The sequence below is a fragment of the Nostoc sp. genome (assembly GCF_036917315.1).
In the GTDB taxonomy this organism is placed as follows: Bacteria; Cyanobacteriota; Cyanobacteriia; order Cyanobacteriales; family Nostocaceae; genus Nostoc.
The window spans coordinates 285,808-299,072 of record NZ_JBALDR010000034.1 but is presented as its reverse complement, the minus strand read 5'-3'; the positions used below and the strand labels follow the sequence as shown (position 1 = coordinate 299,072).

The following is a 13,265-nucleotide window of genomic DNA, read 5'->3' as shown; positions in this document are numbered from 1 at the left end:
CTGCGTTTAAAAATAACTCCATGAATAATCTCAACTTCTTCTCTGATTACTTAATAGCTACCTTGCGTCTAGCCGTCCCCTTAGCATTTGCAGCCCTTGGAGGATTGTACTCGGAACGATCGGGGGTGTTAAATATCGCCTTAGAAGGAATGTTGCTGACAGGCGCTTTCACTAGTGCTGCGGCTACTTTCTACACTGGCAATCCCTGGCTTGGTATCCTTGCATCCTTGATTGCTGGAGGATTAGTCGGACTACTCCATGCTTTTTTGTGTGTAACTTTGCGTGTCGATCAATTAGTCTCTGGGCTAGCAATTAATCTTGTCGCAGCTGGATTAACATCGTTTTTAGCCCGGTTAGTGTTTAGTGGCAGTAGTACGCAGCAGTTACCTGGAATTGGGAGAATTATGATTCCTGGTTTAGCCAATATTCCCCTAATCGGGCCGCTACTGTTTCAGCAAGATTTTTTGGTATATCTATTATTTATCTTAGTTATTTTCACTACATACCTTTTATTTAAAACTAGCTTTGGGCTGACATTGCGGGCAGTGGGTGAATCTCCAAAAGCTGCTGACACGGCGGGAATTTCCGTACCATTTGTCCGTTATATCGCAGTGGTAATTAGTGGCTGTCTTGCGAGTTTAGGAGGTGCTTATTTAACTCTGGTACAGGTAAGATTTTTTGCCGAGGGGATGAGTGCTGGTAAAGGATTTATTGCGATCGCAGCATTAATTTTTGGCAGATGGCATCCTGTAGGTAGTGCTTTGGCTTGTTTGCTGTTTGGGGCTACAGAAGCTTTACAACTGCGAATTCAGGCATTAGGGGCAAATATTCCTTACCAATTTTTAGTAATGCTACCTTATGCGATCGCTTTATTGGCATTAGTGGGTAAGTTGGGGAAATCTACACCCCCGAAAGCTTTAGGTACTCCCTACTTTGGAGAAAATCGCCATTCGGACTAATTTTAGGAAAAGCAAATGGGCGTTAGCACGCTAGCAAAATCAGCACATAATACAATAGCTAGCGTCCCTCAAAAGCCACTCATGCCGCAAAATAACCAAACCGCCATCGAATTCCGCGATGTCACTTTTAGCCGCAATCATCGCCCATTGGTGTCAAATCTCAATTTCACCATCCGTCAAGGAGAAGCACTGGTATTACTTGGGCGCAGTGGTAGCGGCAAAACCACCACAATGAAGTTAATTAATCGCCTATTTACACCTACACAAGGCGAAGTTTTATTTGATGGCGTTCCCACAACTGAATGGGATGAAATTAAACTGCGGCGAAAAATTGGTTATGTCATTCAAGAAATTGGTTTATTTCCCCATTTCACTGTCGAACGCAATGTGGGTTTAGTCCCGTCTTTAGAAGGTTGGCAACCGAAACAAATTAAAATCCGGGTTTATGAATTGTTGCAATTGGTAGGCTTAGAACCAGCACAATTTGCCACACGTTATCCGCACGAACTTTCAGGAGGACAAAGGCAAAGAGTCGGTGTAGCCAGGGCTTTAGCAGCAGATCCGCCAGTATTGTTGATGGATGAACCCTTTGGCGCACTCGATCCAATTACGCGCCTCGAACTGCAACAAGAGTTTCGGCATTTGCAGCAAGAGTTAGGTAAAACAGTTGTTTTCGTCACCCACGATATTCAAGAAGCCTTAGTTTTGGCATCAAGAATTGGTTTAATGTATGGCGGAGAATTGGTAGTATTGGGGACGAAAGATGAATTTATGCGATCGCAACACCCAGAAAGCCTCGCCTTTCTGCAATGTCTGCGTTCCCTGCAAGATACTTTATGAAAAATTTCTTCTTGGTTAAGTATGCCCCAGAAATTCTTCAGCATACACTCGAACATCTATTTTTAGTAGGTATCGCGATCGGAATTGCCATACTTGTAGGCATTCCTTTAGGTATTTTAATTACACGTAAAACCTATCTCCGTCAACCAATTCTCGGTATAGCAAATATTCTCCAAACTATACCCAGCTTGGCACTTTTTGGTTTACTCATTCCTGTTCCGATAATTGGCGGAATTGGTGCAGTACCAGCAATTGTTGCCCTGACTGTATATTCCTTGCTGCCGATAATTCGTAACACTTACACAGGTATTACTAGCGTCGATCCAGCAATTCGAGAAGCTGGGAGAGGCATGGGTATGACAGATAGACAATTGTTATTACAAGTTGAGATTCCCTTAGCAATGGGAGTAATTTTGGCAGGTGTGCGAGTCGCAACAGTAATCGCCATAGGTATTGCAACTATTGCCGCTGCAATTGGGGCTGGTGGTTTGGGAGTATTTATTTTTCGCGGTATATCAGTAGTAAACGATCAGTTAATTTTAGCTGGTGCAGTTCCGGCGGCGGTAATTGCATTATTAGCTGACTTTGCAATTGGCTGGATGGAGAATAAATTAAAAATTAAAAGTTAATGAAAAGATTTTTCACGCTTTGCTTTTTAAGTTTTGCCTTATTATTGATAATTGTTGGCTGTACGCCGAATTTAAATAGTAATAACGGTGGTAATATTATTGTTGCCTCCAAAGATTTTACCGAACAAGATATTTTAGGTGAACTGTTAGCACAGCAAATTGAGGCGACAACTAATTTAAAAGTAGCTCGTCGTCCCCGTTTGGGTGGTTCTTTTGTTTGTCATAGTGCGATCGCTGCTGGCAAAATTGATGCTTATATTGAGTACACAGGCACAGCTTTTACTGCAATTTTGAAGCAAAAAGCAGTTAACGATCCGAAAGAAGTTTATGAAAAGTTAAGACAAGCATACTCCCAGCAGTTCAATTTGGAAGTGATGCCCAGCTTGGGTTTTGAAAACACTTTTGCGATGATTGTCCGGGGTGAAGATGCCAGACGCTACAATATTCAAACTCTCTCCCAAGCTACTCAATATACACCGCAGTGGCGTGGCGGTTTCGGTTACGAATTTTTAGAAAGAGAAGATGGTTTTCCCGGATTAGCGAAAACTTACGATTTACGTTTTGTTAAATCTCCGCAAATCATGGACTTGGGTTTAATATATCGTGCTTTGATTCAAAAACAAGTGGATATGGTGGCGGGTAATTCCACTGACGGGCAAATTTCTCGCTTGGGTTTAGTTGTACTCAAGGATGATAAAAAGTATTTTCCACCTTACGAAACTGTGCCAATTGTCCGACAAGAAATATTAAAAAAATATCCCGAATTAAGAACTGCGATCGCTTCCCTCGCTGGAAAGATTTCGGCAGATGAAATGCGACAGTTAAACTATTTAGTTGAAGGGGAATTACGTGATGTTAAAGATGTTGTCCAGGAGTTTCGCAAATCGAAGGGATTAAATAATTCGTAATTCGTAATTAAGGATAGGCTTTACCCCACCCTAACCCTCCCCTTATAAAGGGGAGGGAACTAGATTTCCTCATAAATAGTTCCTTAACCACCTAATGACTTCACTTGTTGTTTGCTCATTGGCCATTTGAAGACATTGCTGCACAATTTCTCTGACGTTACCAAAGTAGCTGCTTTCTGTAAGCACATAACTTTCTCCGTGCAATCGATAAATTAATAACCGATTACTCTTTAATATCCAAACTTCTGGCACTCGATAAGGCAAAAAATCATTAATATCGGTGTAGCTTGTCACATCTATTTCAATTGCTAAATCTGGTGGTGGATCTGACTCCCAATCAATTCTTTTTTTGCCTACTACTGCTCTGCAATTTTCAATGTAAAAACAAAAGTCTGGTTCAATACCGCTAATCTCTGGCAAGCTCATGGTAATGGGCGTAAATGACTCGTATGCGCGGTTTAAATGGTCAAGTATAGCTATTACTATCAATGCCAACAAACTCGCATCTCTTCCATGCTCTGGTAGCGGTGCCATTAGCAAAATCTCTCCAGGACGATATTTAATGCGAGGCGAGGAGCGATCGCCTAGTTGCTGACTCAAAACTTGATAATCTTTCCAATCTCCCAAAAGCTTCAACACCGCGCCAGGTGGTAACTCGATTCTTTCTGGTGTAATTACGGTATCCATAATTAGCTCACATTTTAGATATTGGCGTAGACGCGTTGGCGTAGCCTCTGTCTGCGACACGCTGCGCGTTCGCGTAAGCGTCCCGCAGGGAACGTAGAGAAGCGGCTTGTCGCCAGACATCGCATTACATTGAGGATAACGATTAAACAACCACAAAATTGTTGTTTGTTAGTGACAACCCAGCAGATAATGTTGTAAATTGCACCTGAGCAAATTGTACTTGAGTAAATTCGCCTGCACTACCATCTTGGTCAAAGAACAATGCACCTGTAGTGGAGTTATAAATAAATCGCTGGGTGCTAGTGGTTGCAGATTCTCCAAGTGTAAACTGACTTGCCTTAAGTACACCTGCTGATAAACCGCCACCAAAACCAGCAGCCGACACCTGAATTAGTTCATTAGGTTCATTAACGGCACCGAAATCACGTATCAGATCGAGACCTTCATCGAAACTACTAAAAACAAAGGTATCAGTACCACCTTCCCCAAAGAGCCTATCATTACCCTTGCCACCGATGATGATAGCATCGCCAAAGCCACCTCTGAGGATATCATCACCATTGCCACCTTGGAGGGTATCATCACCATAAGAGGCTATCAAGGAATCATTACCATCACCCCCATCTAATAGACTATTGCCTGTTGAGGAGCCAACATCCAATGTATAGTTATCAACATTCAATGTATCGTTACCAACACCACCGTTGAGGGTGTTTTCACCAGAGGCGTCAAAAATGACAGAGAGAAAATCATTACCATCGCCCCCATCTAAGAGGTTATCGCCCAATGAACCGGAAACATACAATATATCGTTACCAACACCACCGTTGAGGGTGTTATTGCCAGATACGCTACCCTTAACGTAATTTCCGAATTCGTCCTCAAGGGAACTCAAGGCCTGTAAAGAATCATTGCCACTGCCTCCATTGAGGAGGTGATTCCCTGTTGAAAGACTAATATCCAAGAAATCTTCACCAGCGCCGCCATCTATTGTGTCGTTACCATTGCCTGAGCGGAGCGTATCATTACCATTGCTTCCCACAAGATAATCATCGTAGTCTGTACCTGTGATATTTAATTGTTCGATATTCTTGTAGTTAAACACTGTTGTGTCTGCCGTCGAAGAAATTACTCCAATGTTAGTAGTCGCATCAAAAGTTGAAGTAATTCCTGTGGTAGCACTGCCATAACTGAAAGACAAAGTGTCGTTACCTGTTCCCCCGTCTACTGTTTGAGTTACTAACGTAGATAGGGAGTAGAAATTTAAAGAATCATCGCCATTTCCGCCATTGAGGGTGTTATTGTCGATGCCACCATTGAGAGTATCATTGCCTTCGCCACCGTTGAGAGTATTATTGCCATTGCCACCTCTCAAAATATCATTGCCACTTAAGCCTTCAATAATGTCATCACCCCCTTGACCATTGATGACATCATTTGAATTGTCAAATCCACTAACATTGTTGGATAGGTCGTTTAGGAAAGTGACTGTATTTTTTTTAAAGACAGTGCTTTGGGTGAAGTTGGGATCGAAGACATCAAAGCTGTCGGCGATCGTAGTTTGCCCATAAAACAGAATATTGCCCAAATCTACACTGGCTCCAGTAGATTTGGTGAGGTTATCAAGGTTGGACAGGGCAAAGTTTTCCAAGATGAATCTGGTATCACCATATCCTTGAAAGCTGATTTCTAAACTAGTGCCATTCTGGATGAGAAGCAAATTGTCGGCAGTGAAACCAATATTGTCCTGGAATATCAGAGTATCCAGTTCGGCAATGACTGCTGCTGTGGGGTTTATTCCTTTACCTACTCCACCGAAATCGGCGATCGTATGAGTGCCACTATTAATCGGGTATGTGCTTATTTCGCCAATCGTGTTTCTGACTAAGCCGTTGTAAACAAATTTATCCTTACCACCACCGCCTGTGAGACTATCATCGCCATTACCGCCTGTAAGACTATCATCGCCATTACCACCGTTGAGGGTGTTATTACCAGTGCCACCAGAGGCTGTTAGAGTATCATTGCCATCGCCCCCAGAGAGGAGGTTCTTGCCAGATGAGCGAGAGTCGTCGCCGGAGTCGTAATAAACTTCAAAAAAGCCAGAGATGTCTAGAAAATCATTGCCATCGCCTCCAAAAAGCAGGTTATCGCCTGATGATCCACTAGCATTTAAAGTATCATCACCAGTACTACCGTTGAGGGTGTTATCGCCTAAAGAGCGATCGTTGGTTCGTCCGTACTCCTGACCCGTTCCATTCCCAGAGATGGAGAGAGAATCATTGCCATCGCCCCCATCTAAGAGGTTATCGCCAAATGAACCGCTAGCATTTAAAGTATCATCACCAGCACCACCGTTGAGGGTATTATTGCCTAAAGAGCGATCGTCGACTTCTCCGTACTCGGAGGAATACTCGTACCTTCCAGAGGCTGTCAGAGAATCATTGCCATCGCCACCATTAAGTAGATTATTACCTGAGGGGAAGTCAGCATCCAAAAAGTCGTCACCAACACCACCATTGAGGGTATTATTGCCCGCACCACCTCTCAAAAGGTCATTGCCACTTAAGCCTTCAATAATGTCATTACCCCCTTGACCATTGATGACATCATTTGAATTGTCAAATCCACTAACATTGTTAGATAGGTCGTTTAGGAAGGTGACTGTGTTTTTTCTAAAGACAGTGCTTTGGGTAGAGTTAGCATTGAAGACATCAAAGCTGTCGGTGATGGTAGTTTGCCCATAAAACAGAATATTGCCTAAATTTACAGTGGCTCCAGTGGATTTTGTGAGGTTATCCAGGTTTTCTAGGGCAAAGTTTTCCAAAATAATTTTGCGAAAACTTTGCCCTAGAAAGCTGATTTCCAGATTGTTGCCATTCTGCGTGAAGATCAAGTTTTGGGCAGTAAAGTCACTATCACTATAGAAACTTAGGGTATCCACTTCGGCTATGACTGCTGCTGTGGGGTTTGTTCCTTTACCTACTCCACCGAAATCGGCGATCGTATGAATATAAGCGTAGGCTGAGTTCTCGTCGTAAATAAATATATCGTTGCCACCGCCACCAGTTAGGGTGTCGTAGTAATAAGCCCCCCGTAGGGTATCGTTACCGTTGGTTCCAATGCTAATTGCCATAAGTTTTTTCTACCTGAATCGATTTTTGGAGTAACTTTAGTTGTCAATAATCGAGTTAGTGCTGTTTGATGGCACAAATAATCTGCCAAAAGTTGTAGCTTTCGGCATACTTATTCAGTCTTTAGATAGAGTTGCAAATCGTTCATTAAAGATTTCCCTTTTAAGTCGCTGGCAAACATTACTATCCCAGTATTCAAAACTATCTAAGTCTTAAGCACTGTACAAAATTTAGTTGGTTTGTCAACGCATAAGTCTTACTAGTTTCAAAATAGGTAGGGAACACTTGAGACAGCACAAAATAGGAAATCTTTATGCATTCGTTGTCACCGTAGCTTGCCACCGTAGGCATCGCTCTTGAATTTCTATCTGGAAAATAGGAAATATCAAAATAACTTGACAATAATTAAATATCGAATATTTACTTAGATGTCTATCTTTTCAAAAAATCTTTGCATACTCTTCATATTTATAATCGTTCAAGCGGGGGTAGAAGAACGATGTCTACGGCGGCAAGCTACGCAAACAATGGCGATCAAAATCTGATAAATTAAGTACACCAAGATGCTAAATATATATAATCTTCTATGAGTAATGGTATAAAAAGGCTTGCTGTTGCTAAACCCAAGCGAGTTGCAATCGCAATCTTTTCTTTCACCGTCTTACTTTACAGTCAAGTTGCATCAGCAGCCTTAACTTTACCCCTACGCAGCAAGAAGGGAATGGTGGTTTCAGCCCATCCCCTAGCAAGTGAAGCGGGAATTTTGATGTTACGCAAAGGGGGTAATGCAGTGGATGCAGCTGTAGCCACAACCTTTGCACTTTCTGTAGTTGAGCCTTTTTCGGCGGGAATCGGTGGCGGTGGATTTTTGCTGATGCACTCTGAGAAAACTGGCGAGATGAAAGCGTTAGATTTCCGCGAACGCGCACCCCTGAAAGCTACAAGAAATATGTATTTGGATGCAGCAGGAAAGGTGCGTCCGAATGCAAGTATTAATGGTTATTTGGCAGTAGCGACACCAGGAACGGTAGCGGGACTTTATGAAGTGCATCGTCGCTATGGTAAGCTTTCTTGGCAAGAGGTAATGAAACCTGCGATCGCACTCGCTAAAGATGGCTTTATTCTTGGCAATGTGCTAACCCAGAGGCTCAACCAGCGCCAGGAAGCAATTCTCAAGAATCCCGCAGCGCGAGAAATTTTTACTCGCAATGGTGAATTTTATCAACCAAGGGAAAAACTGGTGCAGCGCGATTTGGCACGCACTTTAACAGCAATTACCGAAAATCCCCAAAGTTTTTACACCGGAAGTATTGCTCGTGCGATCGCTTCTGATATGGTAAAAAATGGTGGTTTAATTTCTCTCGAAGACCTGAAAGCCTACAAACCAATCTGGCGCACTCCTGTTTGTGGCAACTTCCGCAAAGCTAAAATCTGCTCAATGCCACCACCATCATCAGGAGGCGTTCACCTATTGCAGATTTTAAATATTATCGGTGACACCGATCTAAAATCTTTGGGATGGCATCATCCAGACGCGATACATTTAATGGTAGAAGCAATGAAGATTGCTTATAGCGATCGCTCAAAATATTTAGGCGATCCTGATTTTGTCAAAGTCCCCGTACAAGAACTGCTCAGTCCAGCTTACGCCAAAAAACGCCGTCAAGAAATTAATATGCAAATGGCTCGACCCTCCACCGAAGTCAAGCCAGGAGATTTAAATTCAAAATGTCTGCGTCTTCCTTCATCCTCTTGTCTTCCGCATGAATCTCTCCAAACCACTCATCTGAATGTTGTGGATGAAGAACATAACGCCGTCAGTCTGACTTTCACCATTAATCTCAGTTTTGGTGCTGGTGTGGTGACACCGGGAACTGGAATTATTCTCAATAATGAGATGGATGATTTTGCCGCTGCACCAGGAGTGCCTAATGCTTTTGGTTTGGTTGGTAATGATGCCAACAGCATTGCACCCCGCAAAACTCCCCTATCCAGCATGACTCCCACAATTGTCACAGAAAATGGTCATTTTCGGATGGCAGCGGGTGCGCCTGGTGGTAGCACCATCATCACCCAGGTTTTGCAAGTAATCCTGAATGTGCTGGAATACAACATGGATGTTGGTGCGGCTATTTCTGTTCCACGCATACATCATCAATGGCTGCCAGATGAGTTGCGCGTTGAATCCTGGGGCTTGGATGCTTTGACTTTGCAAGACTTACGCCGTCGGGGGCACAAAATTAAGGAAACTACTCCTTGGGGTAATGGTAACGCGATCGCTGTTACATCTGATGGAATTTTAGAAGGAGCCGCCGATCCTCGCGGCGAAGGTTCCCCCAGAGGTTTATGAGGAAGACGCGGGGACGGAAAAAATAACTAATGACAAATGACAAATGACAAATGATAAATGACTATTGATTTTGGATTGTTGACTCTGCGTAGCTGCTGCTGCCAAACTCGTTTGCCCGTGCGCTAGGTACTAGTGTCCAACCTGCTTTCAAAAGTTTTTGATAAGTTGCCCAACCTTTAGAGCCACCTGGTATTTGATAATCTGGGACTGTAAAATGTCCAAGAGCTGTGTAAGGACGCCAAGGTTGATTGGGTTCTGTCTGCAAATACAAAATTTTCTCTCCATCGCCACCAGACTTAGATAACCAGCACATTTGTCGATGCATTGCAAACTCCTTTGCTTCTAGCTAATAATGCATAATAGCTGATCTTTGTCAAGCTAATTATCACCCTTGGGGATAATTTTTGTCTAATACTTTGGACAAAATGTAATTAAGTTCTATCCACTGCGAGATAATTGCTTAATAACTCATAGCCTGGAAGACAGCTGCTAACGGGACATAAAGATAAACAGCCTTGGCTCACCTTGTTTATTAGGTGAGATTTTTCCCATGTTATCCGCGTTTTTTGCGATCGTGTGTAACAATCACTACTATTTTGGCTGGGGTTCGCAATCAGACTATTTGTTTTTCTGCTGAGATATATAAGCGCAGATTCTAGAAGTTAGTTATAAAGTTCCGTTGATTAAACACTCTTATCTATAAGCTAAATTTAAATCCCCGACTTTTTAAAAAAGTCGGGGATTTGGGCAACAAGTAGGGTTATTAGAAGGATGGAGCATACAACTTATCGCCGACAATCTCGCGAATTGTCTCTACTAGTTGGCTGTATGCAAAGTTAGATAAAACTGGTTGTGCTGTTTGCAACTGAATTTCTCGATCTAAATCAATCCATGACTTGCAGCCAGCGTATTTGGCGTAATAGGGAATTTCTTGCTCTTGCGGTAGTTTATATGTCCGTAGGAGGAGAATATAAAGGGGCTGACGTGCTCTCCATTTGAGGCGATCGCTAATAAAATGCTCGTTCCAAATATGGAAGGGAAGTAAGTTGTTGACAATAGATTCGTCACTACAGGGCAAAATATCTGTAATTTCAGCCCAACTACCAATGCGAACTGTTTCAGGATGCCAGCCTGATGTTACTGGATAGACATTATTCGCATATTCAGCTTTCAGCATGAAAGCTTGTTGATGTTCATAAGTAGGATAAAGCAGAATTTGCTTGTGGGCAACTTGGAAATGTCCATTTCGTTCGTGGATACCGCCTTTACGGAGCAACATAATTGTATTGCCACTTTCCAAGGCATTTATGGCAACTGCCCATTCTTTGAGAGCATGAAAAGTTGTAGTCAATTCCATCGGCATCTACAGTAACTCTGATTTAATTTAAAGCTAAGACTGATAAAGTATGAACCTGTCCAAGGAAATGAATTAGGAAGCAGTTATGGAAAAGCGAACCCTAGGTACAAGTGAAGTCAAAATCACACCCATTCTGATGGGAACTTGGCAAGCTGGTAAAAGAATGTGGGTGGGAATTGAGGATGCTGACTCGATTAAAACTATTCGAGCCGCTTATGAAGCTGGGATCACGACAATTGATACTGCTGAAGCTTATGGTGAAGGACACTCTGAGCGAATTGTTGCTGAAGCTTTATCTGATGTGCGAACTCATGTGGAGTATGCCACGAAAGTTTTTGCTAACCATCTAAAGTATGAACAAGTCATTGAAGCTTGCGATCGCTCCTTAACTAACCTGAAAACTGATTACATCGATCTTTACCAAATACATTGGCCCTCCGGCGCTTTCAATAGTGAAATAGTACCTATCGAAGAAACTATGAAAGCTCTTAACCTGCTCAAAGAGCAAGGTAAAATTCGAGCGATCGGTGTTTCCAACTTTTCTCACGCCCAGTTAGCAGAAGCAGCAAGTTATGGACGTATTGATAGTTTACAACCACCCTATTCTTTATTCTGGAGACAGGTAGAACAAGATGCATTGCCCTATTGTATCGAAAACAATATTTCTATCCTTGCTTATTCGCCTTTAGCACAGGGGTTGTTAACGGGAAGATTTGCTCTCGGTCATAAATTTGACCCAACAGATAACCGTGCTAAAAATAAACTGTTTCAAGGCGAAAACTTTGAACGTGCCCAACAAGCGCTAGAAAAACTGCGTCCTATAGCCCTTCATCATAATTGTACCCTTGCTCAGTTAGCTTTAGCCTGGTTAATTGCTCAACCTCAAACAAATGCGATCGCCGGAGGGCGTTATCCCGAACAAGCACGAGACAACGCATTAGCCGCCCAAATCAAGCTTTCTACCGCCGAATTGGCAGAAATTGATGCCATTGGCCGTATTGTCACCGACCATCTGGATGACAATCAGATTATGTGGGATTGATGACAATGCAGTTTGGTTGCTATGCTTAATCTATCCAAGATCCCTATAACTTTCTTCAAAATAGGGCTGGGGATCAAATTTATGGCTCTACATTGCAAAATCTAACAAAAGGTCAACTTTCGTAAACCAAGGGTTGCAACTCACAAATGTAAGTGATAATTTAGATAGTAGGACACCAAACAAAATAAAACCAAACCAAAGGGTCAATGACTTAGTGTCCCCTTGTCATCAGCCCAAGCAAGTTTCAGCATATCAAATGTGATAAAAGTGGCAAAAAGCCTAATGTAAAAGGCAAAGCCAAATCCTAAAGCGGAAAAACGCAAGAATGCTGAGTTTGTTAGTTTTTTAGTCCACCCTAGTTATTAACGTTCAGTTAGTTAATTAGTTTAAAATTTGAAACCTGTAAACTCGATAAAACCTGGTCAACCTCGACCAGGTTTTTGGCATTTTATTGTAATATGATTTTCTCAGTACGGCAGGGATTATCGGTGGGGCTTTGTTGGGTTGAGAAACGAAATCCAACATACATCAGTATAATTTTTGGTCTTAGCTGAACTCTATTGAAGCGTATTGGACTCTAGCTAATTTTCCAGCAGCGAATAAAATAAGACAGCAACATATCCTGCAAGGAAAATTTGATGAAAAATTATCGCTTTTTAAATAAGATTACTACAGCTATGATTGTAGCTGCTCTTTCTTTTTCCTGTAAATCTTCTGTTAGTAAAAATGCAGAACAGGCAAAAGCAACTGAGAAACCGAAGCCACAACAAAATCTTATCTATGGCGATTTAATTATTAAGGAACAATCAGATTATCTGATGATTCCTGTTAGCCTTGCAGAGCAGAATGAAGATAAAGGAGTTGATTTAAACCTTTCACGTTCTTATGAAAATGGAAGAAATAATCAATTGTATAATATCATCTTTTATCAAAAGCAAGGTGGTGAAGCTCATCTTTTATTAAATAAAAAAGCCATTATCGCTTCCTTCGATTTATTGGAGGTAAAAGCGGCAAATAAACCAACTACAAGAGTTTGGTTATATAAAATCATTGACCAAGATACAAATACAGATAAAAAACTTAATGGCGAAGATGCTACTATTGGCTATCTTTCTGATTTATCAGGTAAGAATCTCCAGCAAATTACCCCAAATAATACTCGAATCATCAGTTGGGTTGTTGTTCCAGGTCAAAATGCAATTTTTCTAAAAATTCTTAAAGACTCGGATAATGATAAAAAGTTTACAAAAGAAGACAAAACAAATTTTGTGAGGGTTAACCTCGATAAAATCGGTATGGGAACTGAGATTATTAGTGACCAAATAGAGCAAGAAATTAAATCTTACGTTTTTAAATAAG

At 41.8% G+C, this 13,265-nt stretch carries 10 protein-coding genes and 1 pseudogene; 7 read left to right on the top strand and 4 right to left on the bottom strand.

Translation table 11 applies throughout. The features are described from left to right. Positions 1–20: 20 nt before the first annotated feature. The 4 genes from V7K84_RS16665 to V7K84_RS16650 all read left to right on the top strand — a co-directional run bounded on the left by V7K84_RS16665 (position 21) and on the right by V7K84_RS16650 (position 3,336). Positions 21–959, top strand: a complete 939-nt coding sequence (locus V7K84_RS16665) for an ABC transporter permease (RefSeq protein WP_334839591.1) — start codon at positions 21–23, stop codon at positions 957–959. 81 nt (positions 960–1,040) lie between these two features. After that, the gene (locus V7K84_RS16660) at positions 1,041–1,799 is read left to right on the top strand and encodes an ATP-binding cassette domain-containing protein (RefSeq protein ID WP_334839675.1); all 759 of its coding nucleotides are present in this window, start codon (positions 1,041–1,043) and stop codon (positions 1,797–1,799) included. Further along, positions 1,796–2,428 carry an ABC transporter permease gene (locus tag V7K84_RS16655; protein ID WP_094352407.1) on the top strand — a complete coding sequence of 211 codons (633 nt, stop codon included), beginning with the start codon at positions 1,796–1,798 and terminating at the stop codon, positions 2,426–2,428. Before V7K84_RS16660 ends, V7K84_RS16655 begins: the two co-directional genes overlap by 4 nt. Continuing rightward, a complete protein-coding gene (locus tag V7K84_RS16650; RefSeq protein WP_334839589.1) occupies positions 2,428–3,336 on the top strand; it encodes a glycine betaine ABC transporter substrate-binding protein in 909 nt (302 codons plus the stop codon). Before V7K84_RS16655 ends, V7K84_RS16650 begins: the two co-directional genes overlap by 1 nt. A gap of 69 nt (positions 3,337–3,405) precedes the next feature. On the opposite strand, the gene V7K84_RS16645 is transcribed toward V7K84_RS16650, so the two are convergent. After that, on the bottom strand, positions 3,406–4,023 hold the full coding sequence (locus V7K84_RS16645) for a Uma2 family endonuclease (protein ID WP_334839587.1): 618 nt from the start codon (positions 4,021–4,023) through the stop codon (positions 3,406–3,408). A gap of 142 nt (positions 4,024–4,165) precedes the next feature. Continuing rightward, positions 4,166–7,147 (bottom strand): annotated as a pseudogene (locus tag V7K84_RS16640) (beta strand repeat-containing protein); the annotation flags it as partial. A gap of 596 nt (positions 7,148–7,743) precedes the next feature. On the opposite strand from V7K84_RS16640, the gene ggt reads away from it, so the two are divergent. Then, entirely contained in the window at positions 7,744–9,507 is a 1,764-nt protein-coding gene (gene ggt, locus V7K84_RS16635) for a gamma-glutamyltransferase (RefSeq protein WP_334839583.1), read from the top strand. A gap of 61 nt (positions 9,508–9,568) precedes the next feature. On the opposite strand, the gene V7K84_RS16630 is transcribed toward ggt, so the two are convergent. Together V7K84_RS16630 and V7K84_RS16625 are read right to left on the bottom strand one after the other, a co-directional pair. Beyond that, complete coding sequence (locus V7K84_RS16630; RefSeq protein ID WP_334839581.1) at positions 9,569–9,832, bottom strand: hypothetical protein; 264 nt, start codon at positions 9,830–9,832, stop codon at positions 9,569–9,571. A gap of 438 nt (positions 9,833–10,270) precedes the next feature. After that, positions 10,271–10,870, bottom strand: coding sequence for a DUF1802 family protein (locus V7K84_RS16625; RefSeq protein WP_334839580.1), 600 nt, complete (start codon positions 10,868–10,870; stop codon positions 10,271–10,273). Positions 10,871–10,949: 79 nt separating this feature from the next. On the opposite strand from V7K84_RS16625, the gene V7K84_RS16620 reads away from it, so the two are divergent. Next, positions 10,950–11,906 (top strand): aldo/keto reductase, encoded by a 957-nt coding sequence (locus V7K84_RS16620; RefSeq protein WP_334839578.1) that lies wholly within the window; start codon positions 10,950–10,952, stop codon positions 11,904–11,906. Positions 11,907–12,544: 638 nt separating this feature from the next. Next, the gene (locus tag V7K84_RS16615) at positions 12,545–13,264 is read left to right on the top strand and encodes a hypothetical protein (RefSeq protein WP_334839576.1); all 720 of its coding nucleotides are present in this window, start codon (positions 12,545–12,547) and stop codon (positions 13,262–13,264) included. The last annotated feature ends 1 nt before the right edge of the window (position 13,265 follow it).

Bases quoted from the DNA above. Each gene is read 5' to 3' on its own strand.
- V7K84_RS16660 (WP_334839675.1), top strand. From the start codon at position 1,041: ATGCCGCAAAATAACCAAACCGCCATCGAATTCCGCGATGTCACTTTT.
- V7K84_RS16655 (WP_094352407.1), top strand. From the start codon at position 1,796: ATGAAAAATTTCTTCTTGGTTAAGTATGCCCCAGAAATTCTTCAGCAT.
- V7K84_RS16665 (WP_334839591.1), top strand. From the start codon at position 21: ATGAATAATCTCAACTTCTTCTCTGATTACTTAATAGCTACCTTGCGT.
- V7K84_RS16625 (WP_334839580.1), bottom strand. From the start codon at position 10,870: ATGCCGATGGAATTGACTACAACTTTTCATGCTCTCAAAGAATGGGCA.
- V7K84_RS16650 (WP_334839589.1), top strand. From the start codon at position 2,428: ATGAAAAGATTTTTCACGCTTTGCTTTTTAAGTTTTGCCTTATTATTG.
- V7K84_RS16615 (WP_334839576.1), top strand. From the start codon at position 12,545: ATGAAAAATTATCGCTTTTTAAATAAGATTACTACAGCTATGATTGTA.
- V7K84_RS16645 (WP_334839587.1), bottom strand. From the start codon at position 4,023: ATGGATACCGTAATTACACCAGAAAGAATCGAGTTACCACCTGGCGCG.
- V7K84_RS16620 (WP_334839578.1), top strand. From the start codon at position 10,950: ATGGAAAAGCGAACCCTAGGTACAAGTGAAGTCAAAATCACACCCATT.
- ggt (WP_334839583.1), top strand. From the start codon at position 7,744: ATGAGTAATGGTATAAAAAGGCTTGCTGTTGCTAAACCCAAGCGAGTT.
- V7K84_RS16630 (WP_334839581.1), bottom strand. From the start codon at position 9,832: ATGCATCGACAAATGTGCTGGTTATCTAAGTCTGGTGGCGATGGAGAG.